This is a genomic window from Kitasatospora sp. NPDC059327, from assembly GCF_042752535.1.
In the GTDB taxonomy this organism is placed as follows: Bacteria; Actinomycetota; Actinomycetes; order Streptomycetales; family Streptomycetaceae; genus Kitasatospora.
The window spans coordinates 1-19,455 of sequence record NZ_JBHYYB010000134.1; the positions used below are offsets into that span (position 1 = coordinate 1).

Annotated in this window: 16 protein-coding genes; 9 read left to right on the plus strand and 7 right to left on the minus strand. The window is 73.5% G+C overall.

The window, feature by feature from the left end:
- Positions 1-106: 106 nt before the first annotated feature.
- Entirely contained in the window at positions 107-1,345 is a 1,239-nt protein-coding gene (locus ACFXHB_RS40495) for an aminotransferase class I/II-fold pyridoxal phosphate-dependent enzyme (protein ID WP_380581449.1), read from the minus strand.
- Between the two features lie 601 nt (positions 1,346-1,946).
- On the opposite strand from ACFXHB_RS40495, the gene ACFXHB_RS40500 reads away from it, so the two are divergent.
- From ACFXHB_RS40500 to ACFXHB_RS40510, 3 genes are read left to right on the plus strand one after another with little or no spacing between them, the layout of a single operon-like run.
- Positions 1,947-2,477 (plus strand): TetR/AcrR family transcriptional regulator, encoded by a 531-nt coding sequence (locus ACFXHB_RS40500; protein ID WP_380581451.1) that lies wholly within the window; start codon positions 1,947-1,949, stop codon positions 2,475-2,477.
- Between the two features lie 28 nt (positions 2,478-2,505).
- A complete protein-coding gene (locus ACFXHB_RS40505) occupies positions 2,506-2,838 on the plus strand; it encodes a DMT family transporter (protein WP_380581453.1) in 333 nt (110 codons plus the stop codon).
- A 21-nt stretch (positions 2,839-2,859) separates the two neighbouring features.
- Positions 2,860-3,291 (plus strand): DUF5360 family protein, encoded by a 432-nt coding sequence (locus ACFXHB_RS40510; protein ID WP_380581455.1) that lies wholly within the window; start codon positions 2,860-2,862, stop codon positions 3,289-3,291.
- A 34-nt stretch (positions 3,292-3,325) separates the two neighbouring features.
- Here the strand turns inward: ACFXHB_RS40510 and ACFXHB_RS40515 are convergent, their stop codons facing one another.
- Together ACFXHB_RS40515 and ACFXHB_RS40520 are read right to left on the minus strand one after the other, a co-directional pair.
- Complete coding sequence (locus ACFXHB_RS40515) at positions 3,326-4,342, minus strand: hypothetical protein (RefSeq protein ID WP_380581457.1); 1,017 nt, start codon at positions 4,340-4,342, stop codon at positions 3,326-3,328.
- A gap of 266 nt (positions 4,343-4,608) precedes the next feature.
- Entirely contained in the window at positions 4,609-6,765 is a 2,157-nt protein-coding gene (locus tag ACFXHB_RS40520; protein WP_380581459.1) for a protease pro-enzyme activation domain-containing protein, read from the minus strand.
- 263 nt (positions 6,766-7,028) lie between these two features.
- On the opposite strand from ACFXHB_RS40520, the gene ACFXHB_RS40525 reads away from it, so the two are divergent.
- Entirely contained in the window at positions 7,029-7,595 is a 567-nt protein-coding gene (locus ACFXHB_RS40525) for a CGNR zinc finger domain-containing protein (RefSeq protein WP_380581461.1), read from the plus strand.
- Positions 7,596-7,730: 135 nt separating this feature from the next.
- On the opposite strand, the gene ACFXHB_RS40530 is transcribed toward ACFXHB_RS40525, so the two are convergent.
- From ACFXHB_RS40530 to ACFXHB_RS40540, 3 genes are all read right to left on the minus strand, one after another.
- On the minus strand, positions 7,731-9,260 hold the full coding sequence (locus ACFXHB_RS40530; protein WP_380581463.1) for an FAD-dependent monooxygenase: 1,530 nt from the start codon (positions 9,258-9,260) through the stop codon (positions 7,731-7,733).
- 150 nt (positions 9,261-9,410) lie between these two features.
- Positions 9,411-11,111: a phenylacetic acid degradation protein PaaN gene (paaN, locus tag ACFXHB_RS40535; protein WP_380581465.1), complete on the minus strand. Its 1,701-nt coding sequence runs from the start codon at positions 11,109-11,111 to the stop codon at positions 9,411-9,413.
- A gap of 161 nt (positions 11,112-11,272) precedes the next feature.
- The gene (locus ACFXHB_RS40540; RefSeq protein WP_380581467.1) at positions 11,273-12,541 is read right to left on the minus strand and encodes a glycosyltransferase family 39 protein; all 1,269 of its coding nucleotides are present in this window, start codon (positions 12,539-12,541) and stop codon (positions 11,273-11,275) included.
- 127 nt (positions 12,542-12,668) lie between these two features.
- On the opposite strand from ACFXHB_RS40540, the gene ACFXHB_RS40545 reads away from it, so the two are divergent.
- Complete coding sequence (locus ACFXHB_RS40545) at positions 12,669-13,253, plus strand: TetR/AcrR family transcriptional regulator (RefSeq protein WP_380581469.1); 585 nt, start codon at positions 12,669-12,671, stop codon at positions 13,251-13,253.
- Between the two features lie 47 nt (positions 13,254-13,300).
- On the opposite strand, the gene ACFXHB_RS40550 is transcribed toward ACFXHB_RS40545, so the two are convergent.
- A complete protein-coding gene (locus tag ACFXHB_RS40550) occupies positions 13,301-13,762 on the minus strand; it encodes an Lrp/AsnC family transcriptional regulator (RefSeq protein WP_380581471.1) in 462 nt (153 codons plus the stop codon).
- A gap of 148 nt (positions 13,763-13,910) precedes the next feature.
- On the opposite strand from ACFXHB_RS40550, the gene pdhA reads away from it, so the two are divergent.
- The 4 genes from pdhA to ACFXHB_RS40570 all read left to right on the plus strand — a co-directional run bounded on the left by pdhA (position 13,911) and on the right by ACFXHB_RS40570 (position 19,392).
- Positions 13,911-15,053, plus strand: coding sequence for a pyruvate dehydrogenase (acetyl-transferring) E1 component subunit alpha (gene pdhA, locus ACFXHB_RS40555; protein ID WP_380581473.1), 1,143 nt, complete (start codon positions 13,911-13,913; stop codon positions 15,051-15,053).
- Between the two features lie 83 nt (positions 15,054-15,136).
- Positions 15,137-16,099 (plus strand): alpha-ketoacid dehydrogenase subunit beta, encoded by a 963-nt coding sequence (locus ACFXHB_RS40560; protein WP_380581478.1) that lies wholly within the window; start codon positions 15,137-15,139, stop codon positions 16,097-16,099.
- A gap of 5 nt (positions 16,100-16,104) precedes the next feature.
- Entirely contained in the window at positions 16,105-17,454 is a 1,350-nt protein-coding gene (locus tag ACFXHB_RS40565; RefSeq protein WP_380581480.1) for a dihydrolipoamide acetyltransferase family protein, read from the plus strand.
- A gap of 405 nt (positions 17,455-17,859) precedes the next feature.
- A complete protein-coding gene (locus tag ACFXHB_RS40570) occupies positions 17,860-19,392 on the plus strand; it encodes a globin domain-containing protein (RefSeq protein WP_380581475.1) in 1,533 nt (510 codons plus the stop codon).
- Positions 19,393-19,455: the final 63 nt, after the last annotated feature.

The following is a 19,455-nucleotide window of genomic DNA, read 5'->3' on the forward strand; positions in this document are numbered from 1 at the left end:
AGTGCGGCGACCGTCGCCGGGCCCGGCGACGGCGGCGCGGCGGGGCCGGTGGCCGCGCCCGGCGTGGGGTCCGGTGCGCGGTTCGGCGTGGGGTCCGGTATCCGGCTCACGGCCGGGCGGCGGACGAGTCGGCGAGCTGGGCGAGCTCGGCCATCTCGTCGGTGGCGTCCGGCTCGTCCTCGCGCAGGAACATGTCCGTCTCGCCGCTCAGTGCGTCCAGCACCCGGTTCAGGTGCTCCGTGGTGTGGGTGGCCATCAGGCTGAGCCGCAGCCGGGGCGAGGCGGCCGGCGGTACCACCGGGTTGGTGTAGACGCCGTTGTCGATGAGCCGGCGCCAGAGCAGCAGGGTGTCGATGACCCCCCGGGTGCGCAGCGGGATCACCGGGGTGCTGCTCTCGCCGGGGCTGATGCCGAGGGAGGCCAGCCCGGCCCGGAGGTAGTCGGCGTTCTGCTGGGCCCGCTCGGGCCGCCAGGGCTCCTCGCGCAGGATGCGCAGCGCGGTCAGGGCGGCGGCCATGCTGGCCGGGGTCGCGGAGGCGCTGAAGATCAGGCTGCGGGCGTGGTGCTTGATGTAGTGGATGACGTCGTCGTCGCCGACCACGGCTCCGCCGAGGGAGGCCAGGGACTTGCTGAAGGTGACCGTGATGAGGTCGACCCGGTCGGTGAGGCCGAAGTAGGAGCAGGTGCCCCGGCCCTGGTCGAGGACGCCGAGGCCGTGCGCGTCGTCGACGATCAGGCGGGCTCCGTGCCGCTCGCAGACCTCGACGATCTCCGGCAGCGCGCAGAGGTCGCCCTCCATCGAGTAGACGCCGTCGACGACGACCAGCTTGCCGGCCTGGGCCGGGACGGCGGCCAGGCCGCGGTCCAGCGCGGCGGCGTCGTTGTGCCGGAAGCGGCGGTGCTTGGCGCCGCTGAGCACGCAGCCGTCGACGATGGAGGCGTGGGCGTCGCGGTCGGCGAAGACGACGTCGCCGCGGCCGGCCAGGGCGCTGATCGTGCCGAGGTTGGCCTGGTAGCCGGTGGAGAGCACGGCCGCCGCGGGCTTGCCGTAGAAGTCGGCGAGTTCGCCCTCCAACTGGTCGTGGAGGTCCAGGTTCCCGTTGAGGAAGCGGGATCCGGTGCAGGACGGGCCGTACCGGTCGAGCGCGTCGGCGGCGGCCTTTCTGACCCGGGGGTCGGAGGTCAGGCCCAGATAGTTGTTGGAGCCGCACATGACCAGCTCGCGGTCACCCAGGGTGACAGTGGTGCCTTCGTGGCCGGTCAGCGGCAGGAAGTAGGGATAGATCCCCGCCGCCATGGCATCCCGGGCAGCGCGATAGTCGGATACCTTGGAGAAAATGTCCACCAGATTCCCTCGAATTCGATGATCGGCGTATTCGACGCATCGGTTCACGCGAATTTTGACCCTGGTTTGAACGGAATACCCGCCGCAGTTGGCATGGCCGGGCCGGCCGAATCTGACGGGGCCGTGCGAAAGCCCGCCGGGGGCGGTGCGCGTCGTTGCGCAGCGCGCCCCGGGCTTGGTCGGAGTAGCGACCGGGCATGGCGGATGGGCCGACGTTGTGGTTGACGCGGCGCAAACGCCCGACACCCACGCGTTGTTGACTAGTTGTCAGTTAGTGCGTCTGGGCTGCCGGCCTGCGCGGACATCGTCGAATCCGTATGTCTCGCATGATCCCCCGTGGATGTCGAACAGCGTTCCCCCTGGCGCGGTGAAAAGACCCGGCGCCGCTTCTTCGATCATCGTGCACATGAATCTTGTGGCCGGTCGGCGATCCCCTGGATCTCGCCGGTTTTCGGCCGAGGAAACGTAAGCACGCCTCATTCGAAACTGTCAACACCCTTCCCTTTCGGGCATCTTGGAACTTCGGGCGGAGTGCTCCGCTTCTGCTAGGGTGGGCGCCGACCGTCTGGACGGTCTGTAACACGGAGAGAGGGTACGACCGGTGCGTGATCATCTGCTCGACGCTGTCGAGCGGCTGCTGGTTCGGGGTGGTCTGGATACGGTGCGGCTGGACGCGGTGGCCCTGGAGGCCGGCGTCAGCAAGGGTGGGCTGCTGCACCACTTCCCCAACAAGCGGGCGCTCGTCCAGGGCGTCGTCGAGCGGTTGGCGGACCGGTTCGAGGCCGTACTGCCCGGGCCGCAGGCGCCCCCCGGCGCGTTCGCGCTCGCCTGGTTGGAGGCGAGCATCCCCGAGGAGTCACCGACCGGGGACACCAGCGGGGCGGACCAGGTGCCGGTGGCCCTGCTCGCCGCGGCCGGCGGTCCGGAGGTGCTCGACGTGCTGCGGGTCCGCTACGAGCGCTGGCAGCGGCGGCTCGTCGAGGACGGTCTCGACCCGGCGGTGGCCACCCTCGTGCGGATGGCCGTGGACGGCTGGTGGTCGGCCCGACTGCTCGACCTCAGCCCGCCGCACGACGGGCTGCACCGTGAGTTGCGCAAGCTGCTGATCGACCTCGTCGGCGGCAGAAGCTAGGTCATCCGAAACGATACGGGGGACGGACATGACGGCGTACTTGCTGGTCGGAGCGGCCATCGCGGCCGAGGTGACGGCGACACTGGCCCTGCGGGCCTCGCACGGACTGACCAAACTGGCGCCCAGCGTGGTGGTCGCGGTGGGGTACGTGGCCGCGTTCGTGCTGCTGGCCCAGGCGCTCAAGTCGCTGAACGTGGGCCCGGTCTACGCCGTCTGGTCGGGCCTCGGCACGGTCGGGGCGCTGGTCGGCGGCGCGGTCGTGTTCGGCGAGCCGGTCAAACCGGCCTCGCTGATCGGGGCGGCGCTGGTGGTCGGCGGGGTCGCGGTGATGTACCTCGGCGGGGGGCTGAGCCACGAGTGACCGGATGACACGGGAGAGAGCATGAGCGACACCGCCGCCGCCCCCAGCAGGGTTCTGCGCTTCACCAAGGCGTCCATGGTGGTCACCGACGTCGGCTTCCTGGCCTACTGGGCGGCCACCCTGCTCGCGCTGATCCCGGCCGAGTACGCGTACAAGGACTACCAGAACCCGGTGCTCAGCGACTGGAACTACTCGTTCGTCCTGCTGGACGTGCTGGCCAGCGTCACCGGCCTCTCGGCGCTGCGGCTCGGCCGGTGCGGGGCGGCGGGGGCGCAGTCGCTGATGCTGGTCTCGCTCGCGCTGACCAGCACGGCGGGGCTCCAGGCGGTGGCGTTCTGGACATTGCGGGGGGACTTCTCCCCGGGCTGGTGGCTGCCGAACCTGTTCCTGCTGCTGTTCCCGATCCCGGGGATGGTCGCCCTGGTGCGGACCCCGACGGCGCGGGCGGCCTGAGCCGCTGCCCGCGCCGGCCGGTGCGCCCGACCCGCTACTCCCACTCCCAGCGGATGCCGACGTGGCCCGGCTGCTGGTCCGGGGCGAGCACGTGGGCGCTGGCGGAGGCGCCGATCCACAGCTGCTCGCGCCGGCGGTCGACGTCCTCGCCGGGGGCGCGGTCGTAGCGTTCGCAGTGGACCGGTACGGCCGCCGGGTCGAAGTGCACCTGGAGCACGTACTCGCGCACCGGGATGGCGAAGCGGCGGCTGTACTCCATGGTCGGGCCGCCGGGCGGGATCTCCACCTCGTACTCGAAGACCGTGCTGTCCCCGAGTCCGAGCGGGCGGTCCAGCATCAGTTCGCCGACCACCAGACCGGCCTTCGGCCTGCGGCGGACCCGGCCGAGCCGGCCGTGCCGGACCGAGGTGATCTCGGGGCAGCCGGTGGCCTCCTCGTCGGCCTTGTGCACGACCAGGCAGCGCCCGACGCCGCCGACCGTGGCGCGGACCACCTGACGCATCCGCAGCAGGTTGCCGCGGCGCTCGGCGTCGACGTAGTAGGAGTCGTGGATGCTCAGCCGTTCCAGCTCGCCGACCGGCGGGGCGTCCAGCTCGGCGAAGACCTCGGCGATCTCCTGCTCCCCCGGCCAGACGTCCTCCAGCCGCAGGTGCGCGGTGTTGGCGGCGGCGGCCCAGCGGCCCCGCGGGCGCGGCGGGCCGAGCAGCGCGGAGAGGGTGGAGTGCGGCAGGCCGAGCAGTTCCTCCAGCAGGTGGACGGCGCGCAGCGAGCTGGCCCGCTCGGGCTGGCTGCGGCCGCGCCGCCAGTAACTCAGCGTCGTCACACTGACTCTGACGCCGCGTTGGGCCAGTGCGGCGCGGATCCGGTCGAGGCTCAGGCCGCTGGCCTCGATCGCCAGGTGCAGGGTGTCGGCGAAGCCCCCGGCCGGGGCGGGCCGGGCGGTGCCCGGGACGGTGGCGGTGGCGACGGTGGGCGCGAGGGCGGGTGCGGGCGCGCCGGGGCGCGGTCCGACCAGCTTGAGCCGAGCGTCCTGGGGGTGTTGTGAGCCCATGCGGTTACCTTCCCCAGCAAGCGGGTTCGGCGCGGCCGGTCCGGCGCCGAGGCGCGCCGCGAACGGCTTCACCGAGCTGTGGGGAACCCTATGCACGGTCGAGAGGCTACGTCATCAGTCGTGCGTATGACAGTGGTCACGGGCGGTCGGCCACAGGGTTATCGATCTTGAAACAGTACGGAAACACACCGTCGGGGCGGTCCGGTGCGGACCGCCCCGACGGTGTGGGTCACCGCGGGTCGTCGCGGTGGGAGGTCACCGCGGGATCAGGAGACGCTGAGCGCGGCGTCGTCGATCACGAAGCTGGTCTTGAGCGAGGAGTCCTCGGTGCCGGTGAACTTCACCGTGACCGTCTGGCCGGCGAAGGCCGAGAGGTCGAAGGACTTCTGGACGTAGCCGGTGGCCGCGTCGGCGTTGGACAGGGTGGCCAGTGTGGTCGAGCCGGCCTGGACGGTCAGCTTGTCGTACGCGGTGGTGCCGGACTCGGCGGTGTCGATGTGCACCCAGAAGGAGAGCGTCGCCTTGCAGCCGGCCGGGACGGCGACCGTCTGGGACAGGGTGTCGGAGTGGGCGCTGCCGTAGCCGTCCAGCCAGGCCTTCCAGGAGCCGGTGCGCGCGGCCTCGCCGGAGGCGTTGTCGACGACGCCGCTGGACGCCGTCCACGGCGCGGCGGTGCCGGTCTCGAAGCCGCCGTTGCCGATCAGCTGCGCCGGGGTGCAGCCGCCGGTGGGCGGGGTGGTGCCGCCGAGCAGCGCGGTGTTCAGGGCGTCGGCGATCGGGCTGCCCCAGCCGGTGACCTGGTCGTAGCCGGCCTTGGTGGAGAAGTCCTGGTTCTTGCCGGTGGTCACGTCGTGGAACGCGCTGCCGTAGCCGCTGCCGTTGGCGACCGCGTACAGCCGCGGGCTCGCCTCGCCGAGGACGGGCTGCCCGGCCGCCTTGGCCTTCTGGTTGAACTGGGCCGCGTAGCCGGACCAGAGCGGGGCGGCCGCGCTGGTGCCGCCGTAGACCTGCCAGCCGCCGGCGGTGTAGATGGCGAAACCGCTGGCCGGGTCGGCGTTGGAGGAGACGTCCGGGACGGTGCGCATGGTGCCGCTCACCCCGGTGCCGGTCTGCCAGCTCGGCTTGGCGAAGACGGTGGAGACGCCGCCGCCGGCGGTGCTCCAGGCGCTCTCGGAGGAGTAGGCGCTGCCGGAGACCTTGAGGTTGGTGCCGCCGACGCCGGTCTGGTGCGGGCTGGACGCCGGGAAGTCGACCGCCTTGACGGTGGAGCCGCTGGTGGAGCGGGTGCAGTCGCGGGAGCCGTCGTCACCGGAGGCCGAGAAGATCGAGATGCCCTGCGCGGCGGCCTGCTTGAAGGAGTTGTCGACCGCCGTCATGGAGGAGGCGGTGGTGTCCGGCTCGCAGGAGCCCCAGGAGATGGAGATGACCGAGACCCGGTTGTCCGCGACGATCTTGGCGGCCATGTCGATCTCGCCCTGGTCGCTGTTGGGGGCCTCGTAGACCAGCTGGGTCGCCTTGGGGGCGACGCCGCGCACGATCTCGCTGTCCAGCTCGACCTCGCCCTGGCCCTCGCCGGGGGCGGAGTCGTAGTTCGCGCCGTCCACCGAAACGGTGGAGACGGCCGGGCCCGTGAGCCCGTACTGGGAGTCGTAGGTCTTCAGGTTGGTGGCGCTGTAGCCGTCGAACTCCCAGAGCGCGACGCTGACTCCGGTGCCGTCGGCACCGGTCTTGTTCAGGTTGTACGCGCCGTCGTACTGGCTCGGGCCGAAGCCGCCGGGGGCGGCCTGGGCGGCCGCGGGAGCGGCGGGGGTGGACGGCTTGACGTTGCGGGTGGTGCGCACGGTGTGGTTGTTCAGGCCGGATATGCCCTGCACCACGCCGGCGAGGTCGGCCGGGACGGAGGCGGCCGCGTCGTTCGCGAAGAACGCGCGCTGCTGCTGCGGGTCCAGGTAGGCGCTCTCGTGGGTGCCGAAGGCCTTGGCGATCTGCTCGGCGGTGCCGTGCGCGTCGACCACCTGGCGGTTGTCGCTGACCCCGGAGACGGTCAGGCCCTGGGCGGTCAGGTAGGCGCGCACCTGGTCGACGGCGGCCGCCGTCGGGCCGAACCGCTCGGTGAACTGCTGCGGCGTCAGGTGTCGGCCGAACTCCGGGGTGCCGGGGGTGGCGACCGCGGTGAGGAAGCGGTCCAACTCGGCGGTGTCGCGCAGCTTCAGGCTGACGGCGACGGAGAGCTGCTGGTCGGCGGGGACGTCGCCCTTCTTCTCGGAGCGGGCGACCGCGGGGGTCACCGTGTCCGGCAGCGAGACGCGGGGCGCGGCGGCGTTGGGGGCCGGGGCGGCCTGGGCGGTGCTCACGCCGAGCGAGACCGCGGAGAGCGGCAGGACGGCAAGGGCCGCGGCAAGGGCGAGGGAGCGAGGGCGCACGGAATCCTCCTCTGGCCGGCATGTGGGGGCCGGCAGGGGCCAGGGCGTCTCTGGGGTGAAACGCTGGCTAGAACATGACAGAGGGGTTCCGGGAATTGGCTTATGGTCAAGCAATTCGTTGCTAAAAAACAGTCAACTGTGGACAACGGAATGGAGACGGCTCCATACAGTTAACGGCCGGAATTCATGAGCCGGTTCACGCCGATTCGGGGTCGGCGGAGCGACGTAGAATCGGGTGACGGGCGACAGCGAGGGAGGATCCGATGACGGACCGGACGGCGGACCCGCGCGACCCCCGCCCGCTGATCGGCGAGCCGCTCGCGCTCGACCTGCTGAACACGCGGTGGGCGGGCACCCCGGTGAACGACCTGCTGGACGAGCCGGGCGGCTTCGGGATCTGGCTCTCCTCCGCCGGGCTGGCGGACCGCTGCGAGGCCGGTGCGGACGGCTTGGCGGCGCTGCGGACGGCGCGCGACGCACTGGCCGCGGCGGTGCGCGATCTGGACGGGCCCGGCGCGGTGGGCGCGCCGGCGACGGAGGCGTTGAACGCGGTGCTGCGGCACGGGCGGCTGCGGCGCGAACTCGGTCCGGCCGGTCCGGCGGAGCACGTCGAGGTGGACGCGCCGCGGTGGCTGGCCGCCTGGTTGGCGGTGGCCGATTTTCTCGACCTGATCGGCCGGGACGCGCACCGGATCAAGAAATGTGCCCACCAGGCCTGCATTCTGCACTTCTTCGACACATCGCAGAACGGGCGGCGGCGGTGGTGCTCGATGGCGGTGTGCGGGAACCGCGCGAAAGCGGCGCGGTACTACGAGAAGGCGCGCGCCTAGCGTCGTCGCGCGCGGACCCGCTCGGCCGGGAAAGCGGCGCGGATCCGGGAGTGGGAGCGGGCGTGGGAGTGGGCGGGGGCGCGGGAACAGGCGGGGGCGCGGGGCGGTGCGTTCCCCCGCGCCCCCGCCGGGCGGTCAGTCCTCGTCGGCCCCGCCGAGCCACTGGGTGAGCGCGGCGCGCAGTTCTCCGCGGCCCGGGTCGACGGCGGCCCAGGCGGCGTAGCCGTCGGGGCGGACCAGCAGGACGGTGTCGCGCAGCTTGCCGTGCGGGTCGGCCGGGGCGACCGTCAGCAGCCGGCCCGCCCACGGCTCGGCGGCGGGCTGCTGGTCATTGCTGACCAGGACGAACGTGCCCGCGCGCAGCGCCTCGTAGAGCCGCTCGGGTGCGTCCGGCTCGCCCTCCCGGGCCTGCTCCAGAGCGGTCAGCCGCAGGTCGGGGACGCGCCGGCCGGCCAGCGGGTGGGCGTCCTTGGGCGCGGGGTAGCGGATGCCGATCCCGGAGACCGTCCGGGCGCCGCGCTCGGCGACCACGTCGAGGTGGTCGGCCAGCGAGGTGAGGGCGCCGCGCAGGGCCCGGGTGGGCGCGGACTGGGCGAGGGCGAGGCGGATCAGCGCGCCGGAGGTGCGCAGCACCGCCTTGCCGACCGGGTGGCGCTCGGTCTGGTAGGTGTCCAGCAGGGCGTCGGTGGCCCGGCCCCGGACGGCGGCGGCGAGCTTCCAGGACAGGTTGGCGGCGTCCTGGAGGCCGGTGTTCATGCCCTGGCCGCCGGCCGGGGAGTGGCAGTGGGCCGCGTCGCCGGCCAGGAAGACCCGGCCGGAACGGTAGTTGGGCACCTGCCGCTCGTCGCTGTGGAAGGTGGAGCTCCACCGGGCGTCGTGCAGTCCGTAGTCCTCGCCCAGGGCGTCGCGGGTCAGCTCGGCGATCCGGTCGAGCGAGGGCGCGGTGCCGTCGGGGTGCTGCTCGGCGCGGTCCCAGGCGATCACCCGGAACCAGCCGTCGCCGAACGGCGCGAGGAAGGCGAAGCCGCTCTCGTTGGCGCCGACGGTGATCAGCTCGTCGGGCGCGCGGTCCAGCCGGACGTCCGCCAGCACGACGGAGTTGACCACCGACTCGCCCGGGAAGGGGATGCCGAGCAGGTCGCGGACGGTGGAGTGGACGCCGTCGGCGCCGACCACGTACGTCGCCCGGTGGGTCTCGGTGGCGCCGTCCGCGGCCGCCTCCCCGGTCCGGGCGCGGGGGAGGGTCTCGACGGTGACGCCCTCGGCGTCCTGCCGCAGCGCGACCACCTCGGCGCCGCGCAGGAGGGTCGCGCCGGCCTTCAGCGCGCGCTCCTGGAGCAGCCGCTCGGTGTGGTACTGAGGGGTGATCAGGACGAACGGGAAGCGGCTCGGCAGTTGGCCGAGGTCGACCCGGAGCCGGTCGAAGAGCCGCAGCGAGGTGAGCGGGCGGCCGGTGGCGATCAGGTCGTCGGCCAGGCCGCGGGCGTCCAGCAGCTCCAGGCTGCGGGCGTGCACGGCGAAGGCCCGGGTGAGGTTGGACTCGGTGTCGCGCTTCTCCAGGACGGTGACCCGGACCCCGGCGGCGGCCAGGTCCCCGGCCAGCAGCAGGCCGGTCGGTCCGGCCCCGACGATCAGGACGTCGGTGACGGTCTGCTTCGCGGTCATGTGTCAGCTCCCGGTGATCGGAGGGAGGTTGGACGCCGGTCTGGGCGTTCTCCCGGTCTCCATCATCGCTGGCGCGGGCGGGGCTGGGAATCTCCGTGGGACGGTTCCGGGCCCCGGCGTGGCATCGCCGGGGCCCGGAACCGGAACGGCTCAGCTGTGGCGGCGGATCTCCACGGTGCGGAACCGGTTGGCGACGAAGGCGCCGTCGCAGTAGGCGGCGTTGGCGGCCGGGTTGGCGCCGGTGCCGTGCAGGTCGGAGAAGGCGGCGGTCTGGTTGGCGTACACGCCGCCGGTGAGGTTGAGCGAGAGCGAGACGCCGGAGTCGAGGGCGGCGTCGACCAGGGCGGCCTCGACCTCGGGCGAGGTGGTGTAGCCGGCGGCGGTCATCGCGCCCTGGGTCCGGACGGTGTCGCGCAGCAGCTCGACCGCGGCGGCGGTGGACTCCACCGCGACGGCGAAGGAGACCGGGCCGAAGCACTCGCTGCGGAAGACCGCCCGGTCGTCCGGCTTGTCGGCGTCCAGCTTGACCAGCGCGGGGGTGCGGACGGTGGCGGCGGGGAACTCGGGCGAGGTGACCACGCGCGGGGCGAGGGCGAGTTCGCCGTACTCGCCGCCGGCCGCGGCGACCGTGCGCTGCAGCACACCGGGGTTGACCACCGCGCCGAGGACGGCCGCGGCGCGGGCGTCGTCGGAGAGCAGGCCCTCGATGGCGCCGGCGAGGTCGGTCACCACCTCGTCGTAGGACTTGGCGCCCTGGTCGGTGTCGATGCCGGTGCGCGGGATCAGCAGGTTCTGCGGGGTGGTGCACATCTGCCCGCTGTAGAGCGAGAGCGAGAAGGCGAGGTTGTTCAGCATGCCCTTGTAGTCGTCGGTGGAGTCGACCACCACGGTGTTCACGCCGGCCTTCTCGGTGTAGACCTCGGCCTGCCGGGCGTGCTCCTCCAGCCAGTCGCCGAAGGCGGTCGAGCCGGTGTAGTCGATCAGCTTCACCTCGGGGCGGACGGCGAGCGACTGGGCGACGGTGCCGCCCTCGTGCTCGGCGGCCAGGCAGACCAGGTCGGGGTCGAAGCCGGTCTCGGCGAGCACCTCGCGGGCGATCCGCACGGTCAGCGCGAGCGGCAGGACGGCGCGCGGGTGCGGCTTGACCAGCACCGGGTTGCCGGTGGCCAGCGAGGCGAACAGACCGGGGTAGCCGTTCCAGGTGGGGAAGGTGTTGCAGCCGATCAGCAGCGCGACGCCGCGCGGGACCACGGTGAAGTCCTTGGTCATCACCAGCGGGTCGCGCTTGCCCTGCGGCTTGGTCCAGCCGGCGCTGCTGGGCAGCCGGGTCTGCTCGGCGTAGGCGTAGGTGACCGCCTCCAGGCCGCGGTCCTGGGCGTGCGGGCCGCCGGCCTGGAAGGCCATGCCGTAGGCCTGGCCGGTGGTGTGCATCACCGCGTGCGCGAACTCGTGCGAGCGGGCGTTGATCCGGGCCAGGATCTCCAGGCAGACGGCGGCCCGGGTGAGCGGGGTGGCGGCGGCCCAGCCGGGCCGGGCCGCGGTCAGCGCGGCGATCAGCGCGTCCGGCTCGGCGTGCGGGTAGCCGATGCCCAGCTCCACGCCGTACGGGGAGGCCTCGCCGCCGATCAGGTCGCCGTCGGCGGGGTGGCCGTCGAGGGCGAACGGCAGGTTCAGCAGCGCCTCGAAGGCGGCCTTGCCGTCCGCGGCGCCGCTCTCGCCGTAGGCCTTCGGGAACTCGGGGTAGGGCGACCAGTAGTCGCGCGACGCGGCGGCGGCGAGCGCGGCGTCCAGGGTGGCCTGGTGGCGTGCGACCAACTCGGTGACGAGGGGGTGGGTGACCGCTGCGGACATGGTGTGCGCTCCTCAGAGGGGAGGACGGGACACGTCACAGAGTAACCGAACGATCGGTCGGCTCAAGAGGGTGCGCGGGTCCGATCCGGAAAGCGCGCGGGGGCGCGTCCGGAGTGGACGCGCCCCCGCGGTCGGGCCGGGTGCCGGTGGTGGGTGCCGGTCTACGGGATGCCGAGCTCGAATATCACGTACCCGCCGTACCAGCCGGAGGCGACGGCGCCGGTGCCGAGCACCGCCGCCAGCACCGGCCAGCTCAGCTTGCGCATCGCCACGGCCAGGGCGATCAGCAGCGGGAAGGCCGGCAGCAGGTAGCGCGAGGTGTTGCCGAAGATGCCCAGGCTGCCCAGCACCGAGACGATGGTGGCCAGCGTGTAGGCGGTCAGCACCAGCGGCGGACGCAGCCGGATCAGCAGCACGATCAGCACCGGCAGCGTCAGCACGATCAGGGTGGCCAGCAGGTCGGTCACCGGCCAGGCGAACGGGTAGTCCGTCCGGCCCAGCAGGACGCCGCGGATCGCCTTGAAGGTGCCCTGGCCGAAGTCGAAGTAGTGCAGCCAGGCGTCGTGCTGGAGCTTGAAGTAGCCGCCCCAGTCGTCCGTCCGCCAGCCCACCCAGCCGACGTAGCCGAGCAGGCCGAGCGGGGCCAGCAGGATCGCGGCCACCGGGCGGACGACGCCGCTCTCCCGGCGGTACAGCTCGACCAGCGCGGCCAGGCCGACGGCGCCGATCAGCGCGGCGGAGGTCGGCCGGTTGAGGCCGGCGACCAGGGTGATCACGCCGGCGGCGATCCACTGCTTGGTCATCACGCAGTAGCAGGCCCAGGCGGCGAGCGCGACGAACAGCGAGTCGGAGTAGAGCGCCCACTCGGCGCCGGAGCCCGGCGCGATCGCCCAGAGCCCGGCCGCGATCACGCCCGCGCGCGGGCCGGCCAACCGGTCCACCACCGCGTAGATCCCGGCGGCGGCGAACAGCGAGGCCACCACCGAGACCAGCATCCCGGCGCCGTACAGGCCCAGCCCGGTGCCGTCCGAGACGAGTCGCATCAGCCCCGGGTAGAGCGGGAAGAAGGCGGCCGAGTTCTGCTCGATGGTGAAGCCGGGGGCGCCGCCGGGGATCGGGACCAGCGCCGGGTGGTAGCCGAACTGGGCGATCTGCTGGTACCACCAGCCGTCCCAGCTGGCCGGCACGTCCCAGGGGTTCGCGCCGCCGCCGAACCGGGGGTGCTTCTTCAGGTACTCGCCGGAGAAGGAGAGCAGCTTCATGAAGACGGTGAAGCCGAGCAGCTTGAGCACCGCGTAGCACCAGACGGCCGGCCCGAACCGGAGGACCAGGGCGCGGGCGCGTTCGCGCGGGCCGGTCCCCGTCGCGGCTCCCGGCTCCTCGTTGCGCTGCTCGGGCACATCGGAGGCGACTGCCGGTATTGCGCTCATCAGACTGGACCCCACCCTGCATGGCCATGGACGCTGGTCCGCAGATTCTAGGCGGTCGGCCGTGCCAATGGTGCGGACCAATGGACCCGGGCGCATCCGGCGCAGCGGGGACGGGGATACTCGGAGAATGGCCGATCACACCACGCGTACCGCGTACACCGTGGAGTCGCTGCTCGCGGTGACCGTCGACGTCTTCAACGAGCGCGGCTACGACGGCACGTCGATGGAGGACCTGTCCCGGGCCGCCGGGATCTCCAAGTCCTCGATCTACCACCATGTGCGGGGCAAGGAGGAGCTGCTCCGGCTGGCCGTCGGGCGGGCCCTGGACGGGCTGTTCGGCATCCTCGCCGAACCGGACGCGGTCGAGGGGCCGGCGGTGGAGCGGCTGGAGCACGTGGTGCGGCGCACCGCCGAGGTCCTGCTGACCGAGCTGCCGTACGTCACCCTGCTGCTGCGGGTGCGCGGCAACACCGTCACCGAGCAGTGGGCGCTGGAGCGCCGTCGCGACTTCGACCACCAGGTGGCCGAGCTGCTGCGGGCCGCCGTCGCGGACGGCTCGCTCCGGGCGGACGTCGAGCCCCGGCTGGCCACCCGGCTGCTCTTCGGCATGATCAACTCGATCGTGGAGTGGTACCGGCCGGGCGTCAAGGCGGCCGACGGCGTCGCGGACGCGGTGGTCCACCTGGCCTTCGACGGCCTCCGGGCCCGGTAGGTCCGGACCCGCGCCCGGCCGGGCCGGGCGGGCGAGCGGGCGCCCCATCAAAGGGGCGGTACCTGGTCGGTCTCCTCGAAGACCAGCATGGTGCGGGTGCCGAGCACCTGCGGGATGGACTGGATGCTGCCCAGCACCAGCTCGCGCAGGGCGTGGTTGTCGTCGGTGTGCACCAGCAGCAGGACGTCGAAGTCTCCGCCGACCAGAGCGATGTGCGCGACCCCGGGCAGTTCCAGCAGGCGCTCGCGCACGGTGCGCCAGGAGTTCTGCACGATCTTCAGGGTGACGTAGGCGGATGCGCCCTGACCTGCCTTTTCGTGGTCGACGCGGGCGGTGAAGCCGCGAATGACGCCGTCCTCGACCATCCTGGATATCCGGGCGTACGCATTCGCCCGGGACACGTGCACCCGCTCGGCCACCGAGCGGATCGAGGCGCGACCGTCCTGCTGCAGCAGCCGCAGGATCGCCCGGTCGACACGGTCGAGCCTGGACATCTGTTCAGCCGACATGACCCCCCACCCCCACGGATTGGACGTACTGCCACCAGTCGACCGCCACCCGGGCCGATTGTCCACCACCTTGTCACGCTTCTGGTCAAGATGAACAGACGACCGAACAATCGGTAGGGAGCCCCCGCCACCCCTGGAGGTGCCCGAGATGACCGTTCTCGACCACAGACACCACACGGCCGTGCCCGGTTGGCTGCCCGGGGCGACCGCCCCGCGCAGCGACCCGGCCCCGCTGCTGCCGGACGCCTCACCGGTCCGCGTGCTCGGCACGCCCGAGCTGGAGAAGTACGACCCCGCGCTGCTGCGCGAGCTGTACCGCCGCCTGGTGGTCGGCCGCCGCTACAACCAGCAGGCCACGACCCTCACCAAGCAGGGCCGGCTGGCCGTCTACCCGGCGTCCACCGGCCAGGAGGCCTGCCAGGTCGCCGCCGCGCTGGCGCTCGGTGAGCGGGACTGGCTGTTCCCGAGCTACCGCGACACCCTCGCGGTGGTCTCCCGCGGCGTCGACCCGCTGGAGGCGCTGACCCTGCTGCGCGGCAACGCCCACACCGGCTACGACCCGGTGGCCGCCCGGACGGCGCCGCTCTGCACCCCGCTGGCCACCCAGGCCCCGCACGCGGTCGGGCTGGCGCACGCCGCCCGGCTCAGCGGCGATCCGGTGGTCGCGCTGGCGCTGCTCGGCGACGGCGGCACCAGTGAGGGCGACTTCCACGAGGCGCTCAACTTCGCCGCCGTGCTGAACGCCCCGGTGGTCTTCCTGGTCCAGAACAACGGGTACGCGATCTCCGTCCCGCTCACCGCGCAGTCCGCCGCGCCGACGCTCGCCCACAAGGCGGTCGGCTACGGCATACCGGGCCGGCTGGTGGACGGCAATGACGCGCCCGCCGTGCACAGCGTGCTGACCGAGGCGGTCGAGCGGGCCCGCACCGGTGGTGGCCCGACCCTGGTCGAGGCGCTCACCTACCGCGTCGAGGCGCACACCAACGCCGACGACGCCACCCGCTACCGGGACGACACCGAGGTGGCCGCCTGGCGCGAGCACGACCCGATCCTGCTGATGGAGCGCCACCTGCGCCGGCTCGGCCTGCTGGACGACGCCCTGGTGCGGGAGTCGGCCGACGAGGCGGAGGCCCTGGCGGCCCGGATGCGGGCCGAGTTCCACGCCGACGCCGAGCTGGACCCGATGGCGCTGTTCGCCCATGTGTACGCCGAGCCCACCCCGCAACTCCAGGAGCAGGCCGCCCAGTTGTCCGCCGAGCTGGCCGCCGAGGCCGAGGTGCAGCACCCATGAGCAACCCCGCCCGTCCCGCGCCCGCCGCCACCCTCGGCCGGCCCGCCGTCCGGCAGTCCCCGGCCGGCCCGCGCACCGCGAGCATGGCGCAGGCGCTCAATTCCGCCCTGCGGGACGCCCTGCGCGAGGACCCGGCCGTGCACGTGCTCGGCGAGGACGTCGGCGCGCTCGGCGGAGTCTTCCGGATCACCGACGGCCTGACCGCCGAGTTCGGCGCCGACCGCTGCCTGGACACCCCGCTGGCGGAGGCCGGCATCCTCGGCACCGCGATCGGCATGGCGATGTACGGGCTGCGCCCGGTGGTCGAGATGCAGTTCGACGCCTTCGCCTACCCGGCGCTGGAGCAGCTGTTCTCGCACGTCGCCAAGATGCGCAACCGCACGGCCGGCCGGCTGCCGCTGCCGATCACCGTCCGCATCCCGTACGGCGGCGGGATCGGCGGCGTCGAGCACCACAGCGACGCCTCCGAGGCGTACTACGCGAGCACCCCCGGCCTGCACGTGGTCACCCCGGCCACGGTGGCCGACGCCTACGGGCTGCTGCGGGCCTCGATCGCCTCGGACGACCCGGTGGTGTTCCTGGAGCCCAAGCGGCTCTACTGGGGCAAGGCGGAGTTCGACCCGGCCGTGCCGGTCGAGCCGATCGGGCGGGCCGTCCTGCGGCGGACCGGGACGTCGGCGGTGCTGATCACGTACGGGCCCTCGCTGCCGGTCTGCCTGGAGGCGGCGGAGGCGGCGAAGGCCGAGGGCTGGGACCTCGCGGTGCTCGACCTGCGCACCCTGGTGCCGTTCGACGACGAGACGGTCTGCCGGGTGGTGCGCTCGCTCGGCCGGGCCGTGGTGGTGCACGAGGCGACCGGCTTCGGCGGCACCGGCGCGGAGATCGCCGCCCGGGTCACCGAGCGGTGCTTCCACCACCTGGCCGCACCGGTGCTGCGGGTCACCGGCTTCGACATCCCGTACCCGCCGCCGATGCTGGAGCACCACCACCTGCCCGGGGTGGACCGGATCCTGGACGCGGTCGCCCGGCTGCAGTGGGAGGCCTGAGGATGATGCCCGTCGTGCGCGAGTTCACCCTGCCCGACCTCGGTGAGGGGCTCACCGGGGCGGAGGTGGTGCGCTGGATGGTCGAGGTCGGCGAGGTGATCGCCGTGGACCAGCCGGTGGTGGAGGTGGAGACCGCCAAGGCCGTGGTCGAGGTGCCCTGCCCGTACGGCGGGGTGGTCACCGCCCGGTACGGCGAGCCGGGGGAGGAGGTGGCGGTCGGCGCGGCGCTGGTGACGGTCGCGGTGTCGCCTGCCGAGGGGGTGTCGTTCCCGTCCGAGTTCCCGTCCGAGTTCCCGGCCGCGCTCCCGGCCGCCGAGGTGGAGCGTCCGTTGGTCGGCTACGGGGTCGCGGAGCCGGACCGGGGCGGCCGGCGCCGCCGGGTCGGGGCGCCGGGCGGCGCGGCTCCGGCGGCTCCGGCGGCTCCGCCGGTCGCCCGGGTGGCCGCTCCGCCGGTCGCCGCCGCGGCCGCTCCGGCGGTGGTGCCGGTGATCTCGCCGCTGGTCCGTCGGTCGGCCCGGGAGCACGGGATCGATCTGGCGGCGCTGACCGGCAGCGGGCCGGACGGTCTGATCATGCGCGCGGACGTCGAACGGGCGGTCGCGGCGCTGGCCGTGGGCGCGGCGCCGGCCCCGGTGCCGGCGGCGGGCGGGGTGTCCGGGCCGACCGGAGCCGAGGTGGTCCCGTTGCGCGGTCTGCGCAGGGCGGTGGCGGAGAAGCTCACCCGCAGCCACCGCGAGATCCCGGCGGCGACCTGCTGGGTCGACGCCGACGCCACCGAACTGATGGCGCTGCGCAGGCAGTTGAATGCCACGCCCGGACCGAAGGTGAGCGTGCTGGCGCTGCTCGCCCGGATCTGCACGGTGGCGTTGGCCCGCTTCCCCGAACTCAACTCCAGTGTCACGGAGGACGGTTCGGGAATCCTGCGGCACTCCGCGGTGCATCTGGGCTTCGCCGCCCAGGGCGAGCGCGGTCTGGTCGTCCCGGTCGTGCGTGACGCCCAGCGGTTGAGCACCGAGCAGGTCGGGGCGGAGCTGGGCCGGTTGACCGAGTCGGCCCGGACCGGGGCGCTCACCCCGGCCGAACTCACGGGTGGCACGTTCACCCTGAACAACTACGGGGTGTTCGGTGTGGACGGTTCCACCCCGATCCTCAACCACCCCGAGGCGGCGATGCTCGGCGTGGGCCGGATCGTCGCCAAACCCTGGGTCCACCAGGGCGCTTTGGCGGTGCGCGAGGTGACCCAGCTGTCCTTCACCTTCGACCACCGGGTCTGTGACGGCGGTACCGCGGGCGGGTTCCTGCGGTTCGTCGCGGACTGTGTCGAGCAACCGGGCATGCTGCTGCGGCAGTTGTGACCGGAGGGTCCGGGCGGTCGCCTTGGGTGGCTGCCCGGACACCCAGGGCGACCGTGGAACGAGCGAGAGTAGCGCGTGCGGGGGGCGGGTGTCCGGGCTTCCCGCGATTTGTCGGATGAGTACTTCGGGCGTGCCACGCTGCCTAGGCGTCAGCAGGAACAAGCCAGGTGGTGGCACAGGCCGGCCGGAGGCGAAACGATTCTCTTGGGTACTCGAAACGTTGCGGTGAAGTCCCGCAGAACTCTCCTGGTCCGCACCGGACACGGCTCCGCGCGAGCCGCGGCCGTTCCCGGATTGCCGGACGCCGCGCCGGAAGCCGGTGCGGACACCAGGCCGGACACCACACCGGACCCGGTTCCGGACACCGCGCCGAACGCCGCTCCGGCCGGCCGCGCGGACACCCCGGTGCTTCTCCCCCCGATGCCGCTGGACCCGCCGGACCTCCCGCCGGTGGCCGCCGCCCTGGTGCCCCCGGCGCCGGTGGCCCCCCTCGCGCCGGCCGCCGCCGCGCCGCCGTGGCCGGCGATCCCCGAGCCGCCCGCCGAGCCGCCCGTGATCCCGGCGCCCTCGCTGGCCGCCGGGCAGCCCGGGCCCGTGATCGAGCCGCTGTTCGCCCGGGCCCCCGGCCTCAACTGGACCGGTCCGGCAGCCGAGCCGGTGGCGCCGCCCCGGTCCGCGCCGTGGTCCGCCCCGGTCGCCGGGCCGGGGCCGGAGCCGGTCGGCGCGCCGGAGCCCACCGAGGCCGAACAGCCGCCCACGGCCCGCGACGTCGAGCTGATCCGGATCAGCCTGGCCGTGGTCGAACCGGTCGCCGACCGGGCCACCGCGCACTTCTACGCGCTGATCTTCCTGCACCACCCCGAGGTGCGCGCACTCTTCCCCGCCGCCATGGACGTCCAGCGCGACCGGCTCTTCCGCGCCCTGCTGATGGCCGCCCGCAGCGCCGGCGACCCGGACGGACTCCGTACCCACCTGAGCGCGCTCGGTCGCGGTCACCGCCGGTACGGCACCCTGACCGGCCACTACGGCCCGGTGGGGGAATGCCTGGTGGCGGCGCTGGCCCGGTACGCGGGCAGCCGCTGGGACGCCGAGACCGAGCTGGCCTGGCGCCGCGTCTACCGACTGGTCTCCTCGATCATGATCGAGGCGGCCGAGGAGGACGCCCGCACCTCGCCGCCCTGGTGGCAGGCCGAGGTGGTCGGGCACGAGCTGCGCACCCCGGACATCGCGGTGCTCACGCTCCGCCCCGACCAGGCCTACCCGTACCGCGCCGGGCAGTACACCAGTCTGGAGACGCCCTGGTGGCCCCGGGTCTGGCGGTACTTCTCGTTCGCCTCCGCGCCCCGGCCGGACGGTCTGCTGACCCTCCACGTCAAGGCCGTCCAGGCGGGCTGGGTGAGCAACGCGCTGGTGCACCGGGCCGGGCCGGGGGACGTGCTGCGCCTGGGCCCGGCGGCGGGCAGCATGACCGTCGACCACACGGCCGGTACGGATCTGCTCTGTCTCGGCGGCGGTACCGGGATCGCGCCGATCAAGGCGCTGGTCGAGGAGGTGGCCGACCACGGCGCGGCGGGCCGCAGGGTGGAGGTGTTCTACGGTGCCCGGCAGGCCGCCGAGCTGTACGAACTGGAGGCGCTGCGCGGGCTCGCCGAGCGGCACCGCTGGCTCTCGGTGCGTCCGGTGCTGTCCGGGCCGGGGCCGCACTCCGGCGGTCCGGCGGTGGGCGCCGGTCCGCTCGCCGGAGGTCTGCTCGCCGGGGGTCCGCTGACGGGTGAACTGCCGGAGGTGGTAGGCCGGTTCGGGCCGTGGGCGGGCCGGGAGGCGTACCTCGGCGGGCCGGCCGCGATGGTGCGGCGCGCGGTCGGCGTCCTGCTGCGGGCCGGGGTGGCGCCGGAGCGGATCCGGCACGACCTGGTCGGCGATCTGGCGGCGGGCTGAGCGGCGTTCTCCCCGCCGGGCCGACCGGCCGGGCCGAGCGGCGGGCCGCGCCGGGACGAGCCC

Coding starts and splice junctions, on each gene's coding strand:
- ACFXHB_RS40505 (WP_380581453.1), top strand. CDS start 2,506: ATGACGGCGTACTTGCTGGTCGGAGCGGCCATCGCGGCCGAGGTGACG.
- ACFXHB_RS40510 (WP_380581455.1), top strand. CDS start 2,860: ATGAGCGACACCGCCGCCGCCCCCAGCAGGGTTCTGCGCTTCACCAAG.
- ACFXHB_RS40515 (WP_380581457.1), bottom strand. CDS start 4,342: ATGGGCTCACAACACCCCCAGGACGCTCGGCTCAAGCTGGTCGGACCG.
- ACFXHB_RS40525 (WP_380581461.1), top strand. CDS start 7,029: ATGACGGACCGGACGGCGGACCCGCGCGACCCCCGCCCGCTGATCGGC.
- ACFXHB_RS40530 (WP_380581463.1), bottom strand. CDS start 9,260: ATGACCGCGAAGCAGACCGTCACCGACGTCCTGATCGTCGGGGCCGGA.
- paaN (WP_380581465.1), bottom strand. CDS start 11,111: ATGTCCGCAGCGGTCACCCACCCCCTCGTCACCGAGTTGGTCGCACGC.
- ACFXHB_RS40540 (WP_380581467.1), bottom strand. CDS start 12,541: ATGAGCGCAATACCGGCAGTCGCCTCCGATGTGCCCGAGCAGCGCAAC.
- ACFXHB_RS40545 (WP_380581469.1), top strand. CDS start 12,669: ATGGCCGATCACACCACGCGTACCGCGTACACCGTGGAGTCGCTGCTC.
- ACFXHB_RS40550 (WP_380581471.1), bottom strand. CDS start 13,762: ATGTCGGCTGAACAGATGTCCAGGCTCGACCGTGTCGACCGGGCGATC.
- pdhA (WP_380581473.1), top strand. CDS start 13,911: ATGACCGTTCTCGACCACAGACACCACACGGCCGTGCCCGGTTGGCTG.
- ACFXHB_RS40560 (WP_380581478.1), top strand. CDS start 15,137: ATGGCGCAGGCGCTCAATTCCGCCCTGCGGGACGCCCTGCGCGAGGAC.
- ACFXHB_RS40565 (WP_380581480.1), top strand. CDS start 16,105: ATGCCCGTCGTGCGCGAGTTCACCCTGCCCGACCTCGGTGAGGGGCTC.